The organism is Pseudoalteromonas sp. 1181_04 (genome assembly GCF_052850545.1).
This window is the reverse complement of the sequence record NZ_VXCS01000045.1, coordinates 1-19017: the sequence shown is the minus strand read 5'-3', so window position 1 is coordinate 19017 and position 19017 is coordinate 1. Positions and strand designations below refer to the sequence as shown.

Genomic DNA, 19017 nt, shown 5'->3' with positions numbered 1-19017 from the left:
TGTTTCAAGAGGTTGTTTTGTCTAATATAACTGAAGAAGTTATTTTGCGAGGTACTTGGAAGTATGCGGACGTTGTTTTAAAAGACGTTGTAATCGTTAAAAGTAACTTCAAAGCTGGTTCAGGAGATTATCAAGACTGTGCTGATATTAGAGACGACCAATTTGGCATATTTTATGGAGTTCGTGTGGGCGAATATTTAAATAAAAGCCCCTTCCATGGTGGAGACTATTTCACATTAGAGGAAGCTAAAGAATATGCTAGTAAAGTTTGTTCGGGACTTGAATGGCTATGAAACATAACAAAAAAATTAAAGCGGACATTGCCAAGAGCGGGCAACGCTGCTTAATTTGGCGTTATACGAATTGCGAGTAGGTCTTCAATTCAATCAAATCAGTAGACTTTCATATTAGGATTTTGAATGCTAAAAATTGTAGACACGTCAATCCAAGATTGGGCCTCAAGGTTTATAGAAACCGCTAATGATGTGGATCAGTTAATTTTACCCGCATCTGTAAGTCCTGCAGAGCTTGCTAATTACGTGTCAGCCATAGCAAATGACAATGGCGGCTATATATTACTAGGGGCATATTCGGAGAAAGGCTACGGATCTGGTTTTCAAAATGTAGCTAGTGAACTGGTTGAAAACTGCTTGCAGCTTCTTGAAGGCGTTGAGATAAAATGTAGTAATCATCAGGTAAGATTTCAGAACATTTATTTGCTTGAGATTGGGAAGAGTGAATCTCTGGCGTTTGCCGATGGTAGCCCTTATGTGATGAAAAGTGGAAAACCGACACTGATTCCTGAAAGGCAGCTTATCGAAAAGTTAGGGTTAGGAATCGATTCGTCGTTAATAAATATGATCTCAGAGCAAATTACTAAGCAGTCCGAAAAAGTAGATTATTTAAGTGAAGAGCTAAAAGAAAAAAGTAAGCTAAAAAATCAAGTTCCCGGCTTGCTGGTTGGTGGTTTTATAGGTTGGCTGCTTTCTACGTTATTAAATAGCTTGCTAAATGTTGTTGGCTAAGGTGAGAATTCGTATAACAAACAAAGGCATTTGACGCGTACCGCGCAGCTGCTTTGAGCTTTATAACCCTCTGTCATGTCGGAGTAATTTTGAGTAGATGTATTTTTAAAGATCAAACCTTAGGGCAGTATGATTTTGGCTTACAGCAAATTGAAATTAACAATAAGGGTAATGGTAAGTCCGTTGAAGATATTGAAAGAATAATCAACACAAAGAACCTCAATACTCTTAGTAATACTGAACTTGAGATATTTAAAACGTATAAACACGAATCTACTCATTTATTAGATGGTACTTCAACTCTGTGGGGGATGGAATACACCTGTAGAATGTATAATTGGTTTAATAACCCAACTGAAGCGTATTTAAAAGTAATCTCTTTAAATGATGCAGAGATTCAGATGCATTCCAAACTGCTACAAAACCCAAATACAGCTCAAAACTTTCTTAAATTAAAGTATTCACTTGAGCATGACGAACAGTGTGGCGTGTTTGTTCATATACATTATTTAAATGAATATGATGGCGTAATTCAGTCAACGCCAATCACAATGCTTTCTCTGCTTGAAGGGCATGCATACTCACAAGAGCAGTTAATATCATGTGATTTATATGAAGATGATTTAGTATCTTCAAATTTGTTAGTCGCGCAGGTTAATGAAGATATAAATTCTCTTAGTGGCAGTGAATACTCTTGCTTTCTTGCGTTGATAAATCAGCTGTTTCCTGAGTTGAAATTACGTCAAAAGCTATTGATAATGATCCTTATTTCAAGGTTTTCTCTAAATGCCCCTACCTTTTTTATTGGTTCATTCCCTGAATATATTTTAAGTCATATATTCTCTGGTGCGCCACAAGAGTTAATTAGCGCTTTGAAAATGGAAATGTCGAGAGGCATGCACCGTAGTACACTTTGCCTAGCTTTGCTGCTGTGTTTGGCAATGCATTCAGAAACGACTAAAAGGATCACTAATTCGACAACGTTAGAAGAAATGGAAGGAGTTTTATTAAAGATTTATCAAAGTAAAAATAAGTCAATTGAGGATGTTAAATCGTCGTTATTACTTCAATATAAGTTGGAGTTTGAATTGGGGTCAGAGCTTCTAAATGAAAAAGGAGCGTATTTAGCCAAAAAACTAGCAGATCAATTCAAAGATAAAAACTGGTATTTTGACGATTTAAACACTCTTGAACTTCCAGATTTTTTCTTATCGGACGGCGATAAAGCAGAGCCTAGTAAACGTATTGATTATGATATGGAAGCACATATGGATGATAAGCTTGAAAAGGTAGTTAATTTAGAAAGCGCCCTTAAAGGGCTAGGTGTGGCTAGACAGCATTTATATCCGCACGTTTACCATGACTGGTTAAATCGAATTAAATCAGGCGAGACTGGTACTGTATATTACCCCGAAGCATCAAACGGGTTATAACAAAGCGTTACGAACGTCCGGAAATGGCACAGAGCCGTCATTCGGATCTAAATTGTTTATGCCCCCAAAATAATTTAACGTAAATACTCTAAAGCAAACTGTAATAGAGATCTGCATAATGCTTTACCTTAGTTAGTTAAATTTTCTGAAACAAAATCTATGAACTTCCTAACTTTTAACGGTTGTTTTTTGTCTGCATAAAGAAGGTGGACATTTCTAACTTTTGGTTGACACCCTTCAAGTACTCTAATGAGTTCTCCAGATTGGATGCTTTCTTCAAGCAAATGATAGGGTTGAAGAATAATGCCAATCCCCTTGAGTGCTGCATTTTTTAGTGCACTACCATTATTACTAATGAATCTACTGGTTTGTAAATGTAAGAGGTCAATTCTAAACTCCTTTTTAAAATTAGAGCTATCAAACCAAGGTTTAAAGCCTAAAAAATGATGATTTTCTAAATCCGTTATATTTTTTGGGGGACCGTTAGTTTTTAGGTATTTTGGTGAAGCACAAAAAATAAGTTGTTGGGAAAAAACTCTCTTTGAGATGTAAGAAGCGTCTTTCAAATCTCCGACTCTGAAAACGATATCATAATTGTCTAAAACAACGTCAGTTAAAGAATCGGATAATGTAAGGTCTATTCTTATTGCGGGGTTGGCCTCTAAAAAGTCGGCAATGATTGTTGTTAATACATGAGTACCAAAGTTGTGCGGAGCATTCACGTTAATCAAACCTTCAGGCTCTTTTGTAAAATCATCCATTGAAAGAACTAAATCTCTATATTGCTTTTGTAACGCTTTAGCTTTGTTTAGATACACCTCACCAGCTTCTGTTATGTTTTGTCCTCTAGTACTTCTATTAAGTAGTTTAATATTTACTTCCTTTTCTAGAAAATTCACGTATTTGCTTACCATTGTTGTGGAAATATCAAATTTCGTTGCGACTTTCGAAAAGTTTTTTTCCTTGCAAACAGAAATGAAAATCTCAATAGCTTTTAATCTGTCCATGTAAACCTCAGGTTTAAACTGTTTTAATCAAAAGTGGGTTAGTGATTTTATCCTAGCAGTATAAAATGGGCTCGTAAATCAAATGGAGTCAATATGGAAACTTACCACTTAATTAGCTTTGCATTAGTGTCATTCCTGACTGTGCTTAGTCCAGGTCCAGCTGTGTTATTTACAATTCACAATGTGTTTAATGCAAATTCACAAGATGTACTGAAGGGGGTTCTGGGTGTTGCAACAGGAATATTAATAGTAGGTTTCTTTGCAACGTTGTTAATCATGTTTACAACAGAAGCCGTTGGCGGCGCATTTAAGGTTCTTAATCTTGCAGGAGCTTTTTATTTTTTATATTTGGCAGCAAATAATCTTAAGGCATTTAAATATAAAAATAGTTTGAGCAATGAACAGAAAAAACATTTTTTTCACGGCCTAGTCATCAGTCTACTGAATCCAAAAGCACTTGCTTTTTTTATATTCATCTTTCCTACATACATGCAAGAAAATTATATTTCTGCGGGTATAGCAACACTATTAACAAGTATTTTTGCTTTAAATGTATTACTTGTTCATTGCTTCTATTATTTTAGTTTTAACTACTTAACTAAAACAATAGGCATTGACAAGTTCGCAAATTACTTCAATCGACTATCAGCATTTACTTTTTTTATCTTCGCTTTGTTTATGTTTAATCAATTTTTAACAAGCATTACTCAATAACTTAAGGTATCACTATGATTGATTTATATTACTGGACTACGCCCAATGGTCATAAAATTACGATGGCACTTGAAGAGCTAGGTTTGGATTACAATTTATATCCAATAGATATATCTAAAGGGGAGCAGTTTTCACCTGAGTTCAGCGAATTGAGCCCCAACCAAAGAATACCAGCAATAATCGATAACGCCCCATTCAATACTTTTAAACCAATCAGCATTTTTGAATCAGGCGCTATTTTGCAATATTTAGCTGAAAAATCAGGGAAATTAATCGGTGAATCTCTCACTGATAAATATAAAGTCTTACAATGGTTAGCTTGGCAAGTAGCCGGACTTGGCCCTATGGCTGGACAGAATCATCATTTTATACATTATGCTTCTGAGCAAGTACCTTATGCAATTAACCGCTATCAAAATGAGACGAATCGTCTTTATAGTGTTATGGACAAGCAACTGGCGCAAACTGAATATTTAGCTGGTAACTTTTATTCAATTGCTGATATCGCGTGTTACCCTTGGATAAGAATACATGCTTTTCAAAGTATTGATATTGAGAAGTTTAGTAACCTTAAGCGCTGGTTAAATAATATCAAAACGAGACCGTCAACAATTAAAGCTTTTGAGGTGGCAAGTAGAATTAATACCCAACCTACGGTTAATGAAAAGGCGTCGCACCTACTTTTTAATCAATCGCATGTTAAGTGATTTATTTAGGAGAACAACATGATTAAATTGTATGAATTAGCAGGAAAAAATGGGGTTATTTTTAGTCCTTATTGTTGGCGTATAAGAATGGCGTTAAGTTTTAAAGGGGTGAATTTTGAATGCGAAGAAGTAGCTTTCACGGACATTAAAAACATCAGTAAAGGGCTATTTAAAACGGTGCCAGTAATATCAGATAACAACAATGCTATTAATGATTCATATGATATTGCTGTCTATCTGGACAAAACTTACCCAGATACACCTTTACTTTTTCCAAATGAAGATTCAAAACAAACCTTTAGATTTATTGAAGCGTGGTCTAACTCGCTTCATTCTGATATCGCACAGATTGCAATTTTTGACATTTACAAAAAATTACAAGATAAAGATAAAGCATATTTTAGAAAATCAAGAGAAGCTCTTTTCTCAATGCCTCTTGAAGATGTACAAGAAAGCAAAAGTGCTGAAGCTACATCTAGTTTACTAAAAAAATTATTGGTTTTAGAAAAGTACCTCACAAGAGCAAGGTTTGTAGGCGGTTTAAATCCAACATATGCTGATTTCATCATTTTTGGTAGCTTGAAGTGGCTACTTCAAACGAGCGAACCTTTCAGTCATCATGAACTTCCAGAAAAGACTAGAGAATGGTATGTCGAGCTTTCAAATCGATATAGTGCACCTTCAAGTTAACGTAATGTCTTTAAAAATTAACCTTAGAAAAGGGACTGGAGTAATGATTTGCTCTGCAATAAAAGTTTTGTGGAATGTAATATGTATATCCGCTTTGTAATTAACGAATTTTGTCATGAGTCAAATCAGCGTCTAGGTCTATTTCTTGCTGTTAGGTATATGAAAGATGATAATAAATTTTTGGATTATGAGTTGGAACAAGCAGAGAGCATTATGGAGTGGTTTAACAACCACCTAGAATCGCCATTGGATTATTTGAATGCTCAAAAACTTAGAAAAGCTGATATTTTCATAAGTTGGTTCAAAATATCGGCCAAAAAACATATTTCTAAGGTTAGAGAATTTGTTGTATTGCTAGAAAGTAAAGGTATCGTAGTTGAAAAAATCAGAACAGAAAGACCTGGAAAAATAGTTTATTCAGATGAATATCAAGTGTTTGCTAAGCCATTTGAAAAGTATTAACTTTAACCACCCCTGATAGTTTAGCTGTACCACTTATCAATTGGAAAGTACTTTACTGTTATACATACACAGACATATATAAATTTTACCTAAATCAACCTCAAATAAAGGTTACTAACCCGTATTTGAGATTTTAAATTACTGTGTGGATCCCCCTGTGTCAGGATAGTTGTCGCCTCTAACTTTTAATAGAGGCAGATAAAAATGAGACGTCGATTTACACAAGAATTTAAAGTTCAAGCGGTTGAAAAAGCATTATCTCAATGTGATGATGTTCGTCTAGAAGATATTGCAGATGATTTAGGTGTCGGTTATTCAACGTTACAACGTTGGATAGCACTCGCAAAAAAACATCAACTTGAAACACACCAGACGGGTAGCCAAATGACAGCAGAAAAACGACCACAAGACTGGAGTTTAGAAGAAAGACTCAGCGCGATTATTGACTGTGGCCATTTAGATGAAGCAGCCATTAATGAATACTGTCGTAGTAAAGGGCTTTATCCGCATCATATTAAGCAGTGGAAGCAAGACTTTGCCCAAGGACCTACAACGAAACTAGCTAAATTAGACAGTAAACAGTTAAAGCAAGAAATAAAACAACTGCAAAAAGAGCTTAATCGTAAAGATAAAGCCTTAGCTGAAACAGCCGCTCTGCTTGTTCTCAAAAAAAAAGCGGATGCACTCTGGGGTTTCAACGAGGACGATTAACAACACTGGCTGAGCGACCGGAGTTTTTCAAGTTAGTTGTCGCATAAAATTTAATTTGATGCGACAACTAACTTGAAAAACTCCGCAATACAGATTACTTTTAACACTATTAGGTTCCCTTATCTATATTTATATAGAAACTGCTAGTATATTCTCCAGATAGTTTTTCTTGGGTATTAAACACGTCTGTTTTAATTCTCAAATCAAATCTTTTACACCCCCCACCTCCTGGTGAGTCAGAAGTCGCTAAACCTTCAAAATCTATATTTTTTATAATGGCTTGACAAAATCGAGTATTATTAGAAGAACAGCTGCCAGCTCCAATAAGTCCTAAGGTTTGGGACTCCACGGTGTATTCTATGACCCTTTTTGACTGCTCTGTAGAGCCTTCGATATTGGTCAACTGAAACTTTGCGAGGTCCCTTCTTTGTCCGTAGAGACTAATATAGGGAGCATCTGTTACTATAAACATATCTAGACTAGAATAGTCATCGGTTTCTAGACAAAAGTCTAAACTTCCTATTCCATATTCCTCATTTACACTTACTTTATTAAAAATTATCGGCAGTGTATTTCCCTGTATTGGATGCAAAGTTGTTACATTTACAGGTTGCTCACTGGAGCTCCTGTTAACTATGATATTTATATTAAATGAGGCAGTAAATATAAGATAAGAAGAGTGCCAATCTGTTGCGCTTATACCTACACTAGAAGATGAGTAGATACCGTCAGGAACATCTGAAAAGCTAGCCTTATCTAAGTATAAAGAAATAATTCTACCACCATTTGAATATGATGCGACACCAGCATAACACCCTCTGTTTCTCACTCCATTACTAATATCACACAATAGTTTAACGTTATAGAAAGTCCCTGTTTCTTGATTAATTATCGGGATATTCATAACATGTGATTTAGAACTTGCAGACCAAGCTGGCGATCTAGAGTCGTAATTACTAATAACAAGTAAGGCATTGCTGTTTCGGAATAAGTCTTGACCGCAATCACTCATGCTGTCCTCGCTCCGACATACTATGGATTCACTTGGCCTCCAACTAGAAATATATTGATGGCCTGCTGAATCAGGATCTAAGTGAACATTATTAAATGTATGAGATAAATGCACTCCTCTTTCAAAGCTGGCAGCTGCATAACCTATCATAGAAAAATAAATGACAAACAAACACACTATTGTTTTCATTAAATTATCTTCCCTGCGTCGTTCTTTATCTCGAAGTCTGAAATAGAACACAATTTATTTATTGCAAACTTACTACCGGGGTAAAGCCTAAATTCTTGCTTACTTTTATTGTCAATATCAGCCTTACACTTGTTCTTAATATGCACTCTGACATTCCCTGAGTTTTCAATGAAGTCTACTTTCCCATCACTATAAGTTTTGTAATTATAATTTAGTTCAAGGGGCAGCACTCTAACTAAAACGCCGTATGATAACTTTACTGTAACGCCTACGGAAAATTCTGATGTAGGTATAAACCTAACCCTGTATAGTTTTTCAGCTATAACATTTTCATTTCTAGAATATAGTAGCCTTACACTTTTACTTTCACCTGCGCTTAATATTATTTTCCTAGGGAAAATACTAAATGATAAGATTTCACTATTATCAACTGACACTTCACGTTGTTCTGGGGTTCCAGGGTTCACTATTTCATATACTAAGGCACGAACATATTCAGTGTATTTTGAGGAATTAGTTACCTTGATACTTTTAGTAACTAGGTCATTTTCATTTCCGTATATTTCCATTGGGGATACGGATATCGCAAAACTATTTAAAGGGGATAATAAATAGAAAAATGTAAAAAAAAATATTGTTCTAATCACAAGTCAACTCTCCAAGGCTGTAATATATATTGTTGTAATTATTGTGGTTATTAAAAGTGCAACGTAACGGTAGGTCGTCATTGTTAATATCAATAAATCCTTTGGTAAGAAATTCATCTGACAAACAAGTAGCCTCATAATTTTCATCACCTACATTTGATACCGTACAACCTTCTATATTTATTTTTTGGTAACCTTTAATTTTAAATCCAATCACTATAGTTTTTTCGTATGAAAATTGTATTGTTTTAATATCACCTTTAAAAACATCCACACTATCATCTTTAACCTTAACAGTAAAAATCCCATTATCTGATAGATAATCATCTTCAACCATTATCTTGTAGTTCCCCGGTTTTATTTGATAAAAACTAGTTTCTGATGAGCTTATTTTTACATTACTTCTTGCAGAACCTTTAATATTTAATCGGAAATCACTTCCTTCTGGTATATTTCTCATGTCAAATATAAGTCCTGCGTCAGAACGTAGTGTGTTTACACTTTTCAGGCTATAGCTTTTATCATTAATTGCTGCCACATATTCATGACTTATCCCTATATTATTAATAACCCCATAATTAGTATTTAATCTAAATGCACCGTATGGTGAGTTATAACCCGCGTATAAGCTTGATGAAAATTCACCTTGATTATATTTTGAAACCCTAAAATTCATGTTATAGTCCTTATCATTTTTAGCAAAAGATAAGACGTTACTACTACCCTGTTTGTTAGTTTTATTACTATTATGTATCGAAGATGAGTAGGAGTAAGAATTTGATTTATATCCATAGCTAAAGTTTATTCCAGCATTAAAACTAGTCATTTTACTATTATATATTGAATCATAATTTTTCGACTCGTAATTAGCGTTAAAGCTAATTACGAATCGATTAAAATTAAAGCTTTTACTTAAAGAGAATCGATTGCTATCATAGTTAACCCCCAAGCTTTCTGACTTGTAATCTGTATATGTATAAGTTGCATTAAGTGCTCCAGGAAGTGAATAAGTAAGGCTTCCGGATAAATTGGTTCCACACTTACGATTTAGAAAAATAGACTCTTTTTTACAATCATTTAATTCAACTTTATAAGCAGAAGCATATACAAATAAGTCATCCAAAATTTTGAATCTAAACTGCGATCCAAGAGCAAAATCTCCTTTACTACTTATGACTGATTGAATATCAATTCCATTCATAGAATAAACAAGTTCACTTGCAGCCCCTTTATTTGGAATATAGAATGAGTTAAGATGAAAATTACCTAAAGAGCTAACATATAAGCCGTTAAAACCAAGTGAGTCATAATAATTATCTCTATAATAATTACGGCCAACCATAACTTTAGCAAAGAAAGTATTTACTTTGTTCTTACTAATGCTTTTTTTAAAATATTCTTTTATCTCTGTTTCTTTTTCGCCGTTAGAGTATTCTTTTTCTATGACTAACCTGCTGTATCCCGCACTTAACAATCTATCATCGACTTCATTAAACCCAGGTGAAAGTTGTATACTTAATATCTTTCTTTCATTTGAAGATATGGTGGCTAAAGAATAATCCTTAGAGTAAACGAGTAAATTACCTTCGGACTTTCTTGCATTATAATCATAATCAAATAAGCTAAAGTTATATAATTCCAAGCCAAAAAAAGTATTACGTTTTATAAAATAGGTTCTACCTATTCCATTGGCAGGATTGTTGTACCCATTATCATTAATATATGAAAAGGCTAACTGCAGTTTATTATTAAGTATAGGTTTAAGGAGATATGACAAGTTATCAAATTTAAAAGGGTCATTCTTTCTTTTATTGTCTACATCATACTCAGCTATTAACAGTCCATATTTTGTTTTATAACTATCCTGACCTCTTAAAGATATATCTTCTTCTCCTCCAGATTGATAATTTAACTTTGCATAATGCCAATGTGATATCCCTGTATTTACTCCATACGAATACACTTCATCCTTTGAGTATTTTTTTGAGCGTATATAAATAAATTTATCATCATAGCTAACAGCGATTGATATATTGGTATATCTAATTGGTTTATCAATCTCAATTCCACTGCTAGCTGCTTTTAGTATGAAATCATTATATTCAACTTCATTATTTTTGAATATTTGTTCTAATTTTTCTGATCTTAGTTTTTCTTTAAATATTATTTTATTATTATTTTTTTTTACATACACAACGGATGATTTCGTGTTATTTATGTACATTTGATACGGTTCAAATTCAATTTCATCCACACTGAACCAGTCTGGTGGGTTCACATCAAAACTTTTATAATCGTCTGTATTTTTTCTTTCATCTCTTTCTTTATCAAGATCTAAACTTTCATTATTAGTTAGGCCATCATCAATAACAAAACTCGGAAAATGATGGTGAATGTAGCCTCTTACATCGTTATATTCGGTATTAGATTGTCGATATAAACATTCTTTTATAAAATAGTATGTTTCATGCTCAACATTGCTACAATCACCAATCATTGTGAACCTTTACAAATTTATGGAGCGATAGAAAAATCGAATGTAAAAGAGCCTCTATACTGACCCGAAGCTAGCGCAGTAGTTGACGCACTTTCTATTGATAAAGTAATATCTTTAGCGCTAGTAATTGCACCTTCAGTAGTATTGTACAAAGCATCTTTATCAATTGTTACAGGTGTGTTTTGTGCTAATGCGGTATCCGCTATTTTAAAAGTCATTGGAATAGATGTTCCATTCACAGAATCTGTCAAGCTAGGGAAGCTTTGTAATGTAATTAGAACATCCTTATAGTTATTCGATACCATATTTAAGTTGATGTTTTTTGTTTGAAGCCCATTTCCTGCGCTATTAACAGCCATTGCGATAGGAGCATCCCACGATCCTGAGGTATCAATTACTGTCAAACTACTATCAACTGATGCCGTAACAGTTACAACTTGAGTTGCCGCACTTACAGTAAAGCAAGAAGCCAAAGCTGCCACAAGTCCAATTTTCATACACTTTCTATACATATATAAATCCAATTTCAATTAAGTGAAAAAAACATCTTACACCTGTCAACCACTCAGCCGAATAGCATCTATACATGCATTTAAAAACAATATGCTATTACCATTTAAAATTCATGGTGAAGTATTAGGCAGCCGTTAACTTGGCCAGTTCGCGACAACTAAGTGGACCGGTTTTGGTAAGATTCAGGGTAAGCGTCTGAGCAAATGCGTCTAGCCTTGATTAACATTCCAAGGTAGTGTCAACAACAACCAAAAAGTGATCCACTCCACCATTTAAATTATGGTCACTATTCAAATGGTTGGACTGCAGGATAGCATTCTAAATTAAATATGTTTTAAAAGTGCTAATCGATTAAGAGGAGAAAATATATAAAATAAATTTTAATATACCATTTTATAGGCTGTATGCAGTTGCTATCACAAGAAGAGCTTGATTTTATAATTTATACATTCACAGAAAATCCTGATGACTCATTTCCCTTGAAAAATAACTCTGAAGGGAAGGCCAATATCGAAACTGATGCGAATTATGAAAATATTAAGCTATGCTTCAAAACGGTTGTCAAGCATAGTGACTCTAAATTATTTTTATTTTGATTGTTACTCTAAGGTAAAGCTATGAGTGTTTATTAATGAGCTTGATAACCTTGCTTGTATCTAAGCTTCTTTAAACCGTTTAGCCTTAAATCTTCGTAAGTATCAATGTAGCTGACTTTCTGTATTCCAACGCGTTCAAATTGCATATGCAAATAGGCAGCAATTATTATGCATTGTTCTACTCAATACTTGCCCTATGAGTTAGATTTACAATGCTCTCCTACGGTCAATAACTTTCTACGACAAATACAAAATGTATTTGAAGCACTAGAATGAAGGGTTTGCCGTTGTTAAGTTTTGCAAAATAGTCAATTTAGGGCTGCTGTTCATCTCAGGAGGTTGCACCTGTTGAGTCTATCCTTATGAGCTTTTACCTGTAGCCAATAGAAAAATGGTATTAATAGCAAAGAAGTTGAAGCAATATCATCAGTAATTAAACCGAGTGATTGAGCTCACTGATTAAAACCAAGCTTCACAAAAGTGCCAATTGCGCTCATAGTGATAAGCTGTAGTAACACCAACACCTCCGCTGTACACGTAGAAGTAGAACTAGACATCAATACTTGCAATATTTTCTACTAAGAAATCTAAGAAAACCCGTGCCTTTGGTGAAATCATATCTCGCTTTAAATAAATTGCGTAGGTAGCGCTTAGCTCTTCGTAAGGGCTAAAGGTATAGTTCTGCATAACATGCTTCAGAGAGCCATCAGCTAATTCATTTTTAATTGCCCATAACGGCATTAAGGTAAGCCCTGTATGATTCATCACTAGCTGCTTTTGGCCATTTACTGAATTCACTGAAATAGCATTGTTAATGACTAGTTTTGTTCTTGTTTCTGCCATTAAAAACCAATCTTTCCAGCGAGCATAGCTGTATCTAATACATTGATGTTCGGCTAAATCTTTAGGGCATTGAGGTGTGCCCCTGTTAGCTAAATATTGGGGGCTAGCACATAATAAAAAATTGTTGAATGCCAGTCGTTTAGCAATCATTGTCGAATCAGATAAGCGTCCGCTTCGAATGGCAACATCGATATTTTCTTCGACAAGATCGACAACTCGTTCTGTTAACTCAAGCCTTATATCAATATCTGGATATAACAACATAAACTTCGGGATAAGTGGTAGTACAACACTTTCGCCAAAACCCACGGTCATACTTATTTTGAGATTACCTTTTGGCTTTTCTTGCAAATCATTTACCGCTCTTTTGGCTTCATCAAACTCCGATACAATACGCTGAGAAAATTCATAGTACTTACGCCCAGCTTCTGTTAACCCAGTATTCCTGGTGGTTTTATTTAAAAGGCGTACACCTAGTTCTTGTTCAAGAACGGCTAATTGTCTTGAGATAGAAGAAGGCTGTACATCAAATATTCTACTGGCTTGTGAGATACTCCCTGTTTCAACGACACAATTAAAATACAATAACCGATTTAGTGAACTCATAACTGTTTCTACCTATATAAAGTTTCTTGTTATTCTAATACCGCATTGCTTAAAAGACAAAAGTAACTTGTTAATTGGGTAATGGCTTGTTCTGTTGACAACAAATAGAATGGTCGTACTTAAACGAACATACAAATGAAGAGCACATAATATGAAAGCAATGATCATTAATGAAATCGGCACAACTGAAGTTTTTCAGCTAGTGGAAAAAGCAAAGCCCGTGGCTAAAAAAGGACATATGGTAGTGGAAGTTAAAGCAACAAGTGTAAACCCAATTGATACCATGCTACGCTCTGTTGAATTACCTTGGTCAGCTAATTTGCCAGAAGTACTACACGGTGATGTAGCGGGTATTGTTAGCGAAGTAGGAGAAGGTGTCACTGGTTTTATCATTGGTGACGAAGTTTATGGTATGGCTGGTGGTGTTAATGGTGTAGATGGTGCTTTAGCTGAATTTATGTTGGTTGATGCACGTTTAATGGCTAAAAAACCTAAAACACTAACCATGAAACAAGCAGCAGCACTTCCGTTAGTATCAATAACTTCTTATGAAGCACTGGTTCATAAAATGAATGTTAAAGCAGGTGATAATGTTCTTATTCATGGTGCTACTGGTGGTGTTGGCCATATCGCTGTTCAATTAGCAAAAGTGCTAGGCGCTAATGTTACTTCTACTTATTCGCCTGCTAACGGAGCACTTGCAAAAACCGTTGGTGCGGATAATTTAGTTGATTATACAACAGAAAAAGTAGCCAATTATGTGGCTAAATATACCAACGGTGTTGGATTTGACAAAATATTTGATACTGTTTCTGGTAAAAACATTCAAAAGTCATTTGAAGCGGCTAAGTTTAATGGTCATGTATCAACAATTTTACCGATTGAAGATCCACTACAAATCGCTTTGAAAAGCCTGTCATTCCATAGTGTACTCATGCTTATTCCACTTGTTCATGGCATCAACCATGAATCACACGGTCAAATTTTGACTGAAATTGCTGAACTGGTTGATGCTGGCAAGATAACCCCAATTATTGATGAAAGTGACTACTCAATTTGGGAGGTTTCTAAAGCACACGACCACCTTGAGTCTGGAAAAGCTGTTGGTAAAATAACACTTACAGCATAAATATCGATTTAACTTCCCAATAAAAGTGTTAATGCGTTATTAGCGATTTTGTAATTATTATTCTATCGCTATCTACTTCTCGAAGAATCAGAAATAAAGCGGTACAAATTCTTGCGAGCGCATCAAGGAAAATTGAGGGTGTCATGTATTGCTTCGATACTTAAGGTGTCGCGAAGCTGGTTCTATTAATAACTTAAATTCGGTGAATTGGTCAGTCAGAGAGCATTGTAACAACAGCTGCGAGATGAGCAAATACAACGATTTTGTTGATTCAAAGCTGCGTTATGGTATGCCAAAAGGGAATTATTGGAACATAGATTATATACTTAGTCTTATTGACAGTGATATCAATACACGCGCAGAGAGTTTCTTCCACTTATTGAAAGTCAAGGCAATTCATGGTCAGTCAATTATGGATAAGAAAACAATGCGGCAAGCTGTATTTGAATACATTGAAGTTCATTGCAACAAAACAAGGAAACGTAGTACGAGTGGCTATTTAACCCAGAAGCATTTAAATTGAAGAATATTGCTTAGTATTGTGGTCAGTTTTAGCGTTGGTTATCAATATGTTCATTAGACAGCTCCTGACACAGGAGTGCTGCGACGATCATGATAATCTATTGAAGAGAGGTAAGGCTTAGCATTTCTTTTTTTTATTATTTTTAAATGCTAATTTCATATGTTAGAAACCCTGTATTATTGAATTATTGAATTGTTTTTAGGGCAGCATCACAATCTTATATCAATGTTCTTTAATGCAAGAGTTACATCTATCACTTAATAGTAAATTACATACTTCAAACCTTAATTATAAGGTGCAAAAAATTGTTGATATAAATAATAAAGTGGTGGCTGGAGAGCTGTTAGTTGATTTTTCAAGGGCAGAATCGAATCTTGAACTTCAAACCTATTTAAATGCAATAAATCTTGGAATTATTACTCAATTTAGTCTTGATTTTGCTTTTAATAACATTACAAATGCAACAAATTTAAATAAATTTAGTACTTTATTTTTTAACCTAGAAAGAAATAATTTATGTGATGTGAGAATTTTATCGCAAATATTAGAGTTAAACTTAGTTTGTTCTTTAAATGGGCTTGAGTTAGTCGTTGAAATTACTGAAAGAGATAAATGTGGAAAGTGCTGTAATGTTATTAAAGGGTTAACATTTCTGAAGGGGCGGGGTATTAAACTAGCTCTAGATGATTATGACTATGTATTTGGTGATTTCAGGTATAATGAGCTTAAGTTAGGTTATTACGACTATGTAAAAGTAGACATGTCAAAAAATAAACTAGAATTAGATCTACTTAGAAATTTCGCATTTGAAAATAATAAGTACTTCAAGAAAGGTATTATAGTCGAACGAATTGAGACGTTAGATGAACTCTATAAAAATTTACCTCATCAATATATTTATGGGTATCAGGGCTTCTTTTTTTGTAAAGGTATTTCTATTTAATGTAGTAGTTAATTATCGTTAAAGTTAACTTTTAAAAACTTTATTGGAGGGAATTTGTTAGGTAAATATATAAAACGCTATCGAATAGAAAAAAACTTAACTCAGTTTGATTTTATTGTAAAAATACAGAGTTTAGATGTTGAAGCCTCATTTGAGTTACTAGATGAAATTACACTTTCTAGATGGGAGAATGAGAGAACAAGGCCTTCGTTAAAAAAACAAGTATTACTAATGGTATATATGGGCTTTAAACACGATTTAAATACCTTTATTACTCCCGACAAAGTTAAATTAGAGTCTCTTTTATCAAAAAGATATAAAGATAATTTTTTGGGTAGTGATAACCCTTATTTAAATGTTTCTTCTCATAATAAAGTTACTGTCCGATCTAGTAAGAAAATACCGAGTAGTCGTTTAAAACACTACAGTGCTTATTATTCTGATATTCATGGCGTACCATGCGATAGTGAACATCTACAAATGTTAAATGAAAATCTAAGTAATATAAATTTTCATGAAATCTATTCACCCGAAAACTATATCATTGGGCACTTAATCTCTTTTCAAATAACTGATGATTTCTCATTGTCTGTCATAAATGAAAAATTAGGTTTCAAACTCTCTTTTGCTGATGATGATTTAAAGGGTTCTATTTACATAACTTCAATGCATGCTAGTTGCAAGGATATATTTCATTATCAAAACAAACTTGTTTATGATCTAATATTGGAGTCGAATAAATTTCCTAAATATATTTTTGCTAAATGCTTTTATCCAGAGTTAGCTAATTTTTATGAGGCTATCGGTGGAGATGTCTGTCATAAAGGGCCTGTAAGTACTCATGGAATGAAATACTTAAAATATCATTACAGGTGGTTAATGTACCGCATTAATGTTATTGATTTAATTAGTTCAAAATTATTCTATTTTAACGAAAAATTTATTAATGAAACATTCATTAACAAACCATTTGTTGATCCAATAATTAAAAAGGAAGAGATTTAAAAAACACCTGCAAACGAACAGTAATCAAACTAGTAAGAACTCCTCTAGCTTTAAAATGATGAAGATACTCCATACCAAGGTATATGAAGTAGCTATTCTAAAGGTCGGGGTATAAGTGAGAACTCTTTCTCCCCTGCAAAGCTCGTAAGCGCGTTACTAAGATATCCGATTTGTATTTTTATATTAGTCGTAATAGCGATGTTTTGGTTAGAGATTAATGATTTTTAGTTAGTGCCTAGCGGAAGCTGGAATATTCACGCTGGTTAGACGCTGTTTTTTGGAATGTCAACTTGCTTGCTAGCGCTAACGAATTGACGTAAGAACAATATCAGGCGGCATGTTTTTTATAACAAGTGACATTCACTAAGCTTTTTCTTGCAAAGTTAATAGTTTTAGCTGCGAGTAGCTTATGAAGCATATTACTCTGGCTCAGAGGCTACTTAGTTAAAGTAGGAAAGTCTATCAATCTGGAAATAAATAAACGATGAAAATTCTTATTGTAGGTGCTGGGATCTCGGGCTTATCTATGGCTCGATTGTTAGAAGAAAAGCGCATTGACTACAAGATTATAGAAAAAAAAGGCTCTCTTAATACGACTGGAGCAGGTATTGCTTTACCGTTCAATGCACTAAGAGCACTAAAAGAAATAGGCGTCTATGATCAAGTAATGAAAAATTCGCATAAGGTAAAGGAAATAAATTATACCAAATCAAATGGAGAATTACTCAGTCGCGCCAACTTAACAGGCTATCCTTTTAGTAATGACTCATTTGTAGCCTTAAAAAGGAATAAATTGATACATATATTAGCTGAGGGGATAGAAAATAAAATTCACTATTCCACAGAAATCACTTCTGCTAATAATCATAAAAATGGGGTTGTAGTCGAGTGTTCTAATACGGAAATTGCTGGAAAATATGATTTAATGATAGCTGCAGATGGCGTTAATTCACCGTCAAGAGATCAACAGTTTAGAGGTACTAAAACTTTATACAATCATAAAATAACGGGGTGGCGTTTCATTGTTAAGGCGTCTAATCATCAACTAGAACCGACCTACATGCTTGGCAACTCTGATTTATTTATGGCTTACCCATTAAGTAAAGATGAGTTATATTGTTACGCACATATCCATCAAGATAATAGTTTCTATACATTAAGTGGCGATACACAAAAGGATATTAAGCGTATATTCTCATCTTATGCGGAACCCGCTAGAAGTATTTTAAAATCAATTAATGAATTAAATATTATTACAGGTGAATTAAAATCGGTCACTGAAGCTCGTTTCTATAAAAATCGTATTGTTTTTATTGGAGATGCTGCCAACGCTTGTTCTCCACTTTTACAACAAGGCGCTGCAGCTGCTTTTGAGGATGCATTATCGTTATCAAAAGCTTTAAGTCATAATAAGATAGATTTGGAGCAATATAAAAAAGCGCGCCAAGCACGAATTGAATGGATTATTCAATATTCTGACAAGCCTTTAGCAAACATAAAAAAAATGGATAACTTCATCATACGTTTTATTAGAAATATGATAATACGACATATAGGGCCTTTGAATGTTTACGGTTGGATAAAATTGGCAACAAACCCCTATTTAACTAAAAAATAGCAATAAGTTAAGTCCTGCAAATTTTATTGACCACTACATTACTTGTTTACTTAGAGCCAGGCGGTGGTCAGAATCTAAGAAACTATCCTATTTGTGTCATTAAACGATAACTATATTGCAATAATTAAAGAAGGCATGCTTATGACC

At 34.1% G+C, this 19017-nt stretch carries 18 protein-coding genes and 1 pseudogene; 13 read left to right on the top strand and 6 right to left on the bottom strand.

Annotated elements, in window-relative coordinates; genetic code table 11:
- The 3 genes from FW757_RS22455 to FW757_RS22445 all read left to right on the top strand — a co-directional run.
- Window positions 1-293 (top strand): hypothetical protein (locus FW757_RS22455; protein ID WP_446441730.1); only part of this gene is annotated, 293 nt, incomplete at its 5' end.
- A gap of 126 nt (window positions 294-419) precedes the next feature.
- Entirely contained in the window at window positions 420-1025 is a 606-nt protein-coding gene (locus FW757_RS22450; RefSeq protein WP_446441729.1) for a hypothetical protein, read from the top strand.
- A gap of 89 nt (window positions 1026-1114) precedes the next feature.
- Window positions 1115-2458: a hypothetical protein gene (locus FW757_RS22445; RefSeq protein ID WP_446441728.1), complete on the top strand. Its 1344-nt coding sequence runs from the start codon at window positions 1115-1117 to the stop codon at window positions 2456-2458.
- 128 nt (window positions 2459-2586) lie between these two features.
- Here FW757_RS22445 and FW757_RS22440 read toward each other — a convergent pair whose 3' ends face one another.
- On the bottom strand, window positions 2587-3465 hold the full coding sequence (locus FW757_RS22440) for a LysR family transcriptional regulator (protein ID WP_077535644.1): 879 nt from the start codon (window positions 3463-3465) through the stop codon (window positions 2587-2589).
- A 93-nt stretch (window positions 3466-3558) separates the two neighbouring features.
- Between FW757_RS22440 and FW757_RS22435 the strand changes: the two genes are divergently transcribed.
- The 5 genes from FW757_RS22435 (at window position 3559) to FW757_RS22415 (ending at window position 6749) form a co-directional block, all read left to right on the top strand.
- Window positions 3559-4179, top strand: a complete 621-nt coding sequence (locus FW757_RS22435) for a LysE family translocator (RefSeq protein WP_182719141.1) — start codon at window positions 3559-3561, stop codon at window positions 4177-4179.
- A 14-nt stretch (window positions 4180-4193) separates the two neighbouring features.
- Entirely contained in the window at window positions 4194-4886 is a 693-nt protein-coding gene (locus FW757_RS22430) for a glutathione binding-like protein (protein ID WP_182719140.1), read from the top strand.
- A gap of 18 nt (window positions 4887-4904) precedes the next feature.
- Entirely contained in the window at window positions 4905-5576 is a 672-nt protein-coding gene (locus FW757_RS22425) for a glutathione S-transferase N-terminal domain-containing protein (protein ID WP_182759236.1), read from the top strand.
- Window positions 5577-5735: 159 nt separating this feature from the next.
- A complete protein-coding gene (locus FW757_RS22420) occupies window positions 5736-6038 on the top strand; it encodes a hypothetical protein (protein WP_446441727.1) in 303 nt (100 codons plus the stop codon).
- Between the two features lie 204 nt (window positions 6039-6242).
- Window positions 6243-6749 (top strand): transposase, encoded by a 507-nt coding sequence (locus tag FW757_RS22415; RefSeq protein ID WP_446441726.1) that lies wholly within the window; start codon window positions 6243-6245, stop codon window positions 6747-6749.
- 109 nt (window positions 6750-6858) lie between these two features.
- On the opposite strand, the gene FW757_RS22410 is transcribed toward FW757_RS22415, so the two are convergent.
- From FW757_RS22410 to FW757_RS22390, 5 genes are all read right to left on the bottom strand, one after another.
- On the bottom strand, window positions 6859-7950 hold the full coding sequence (locus tag FW757_RS22410) for a hypothetical protein (protein WP_446441725.1): 1092 nt from the start codon (window positions 7948-7950) through the stop codon (window positions 6859-6861).
- Window positions 7950-8597: a hypothetical protein gene (locus FW757_RS22405; protein ID WP_182785324.1), complete on the bottom strand. Its 648-nt coding sequence runs from the start codon at window positions 8595-8597 to the stop codon at window positions 7950-7952. Before FW757_RS22405 ends, FW757_RS22410 begins: the two co-directional genes overlap by 1 nt.
- Window positions 8590-11094 carry a hypothetical protein gene (locus FW757_RS22400; RefSeq protein ID WP_446441724.1) on the bottom strand — a complete coding sequence of 835 codons (2505 nt, stop codon included), beginning with the start codon at window positions 11092-11094 and terminating at the stop codon, window positions 8590-8592. The genes FW757_RS22405 and FW757_RS22400 overlap by 8 nt, the downstream gene beginning before the upstream one ends.
- Window positions 11095-11111: 17 nt before the next feature.
- Entirely contained in the window at window positions 11112-11591 is a 480-nt protein-coding gene (locus FW757_RS22395; protein ID WP_182785322.1) for a CS1 type fimbrial major subunit, read from the bottom strand.
- A gap of 1161 nt (window positions 11592-12752) precedes the next feature.
- Window positions 12753-13652 (bottom strand): LysR family transcriptional regulator, encoded by a 900-nt coding sequence (locus tag FW757_RS22390; protein WP_182785321.1) that lies wholly within the window; start codon window positions 13650-13652, stop codon window positions 12753-12755.
- Between the two features lie 151 nt (window positions 13653-13803).
- Between FW757_RS22390 and FW757_RS22385 the strand changes: the two genes are divergently transcribed.
- The 5 genes and pseudogenes from FW757_RS22385 to FW757_RS22365 all read left to right on the top strand — a co-directional run bounded on the left by FW757_RS22385 (window position 13804) and on the right by FW757_RS22365 (window position 18870).
- A complete protein-coding gene (locus tag FW757_RS22385; protein WP_182785320.1) occupies window positions 13804-14781 on the top strand; it encodes a zinc-dependent alcohol dehydrogenase family protein in 978 nt (325 codons plus the stop codon).
- 349 nt (window positions 14782-15130) lie between these two features.
- Window positions 15131-15318, top strand: a pseudogene (locus tag FW757_RS22380) (IS3 family transposase); the annotation flags it as partial.
- Between the two features lie 221 nt (window positions 15319-15539).
- Window positions 15540-16247: an EAL domain-containing protein gene (locus FW757_RS22375; protein ID WP_182785318.1), complete on the top strand. Its 708-nt coding sequence runs from the start codon at window positions 15540-15542 to the stop codon at window positions 16245-16247.
- Window positions 16248-16301: 54 nt separating this feature from the next.
- Window positions 16302-17252 carry a hypothetical protein gene (locus FW757_RS22370; RefSeq protein ID WP_446441723.1) on the top strand — a complete coding sequence of 317 codons (951 nt, stop codon included), beginning with the start codon at window positions 16302-16304 and terminating at the stop codon, window positions 17250-17252.
- A gap of 484 nt (window positions 17253-17736) precedes the next feature.
- A complete protein-coding gene (locus tag FW757_RS22365) occupies window positions 17737-18870 on the top strand; it encodes an FAD-dependent monooxygenase (RefSeq protein ID WP_446441722.1) in 1134 nt (377 codons plus the stop codon).
- Window positions 18871-19017 lie beyond the last annotated feature (147 nt).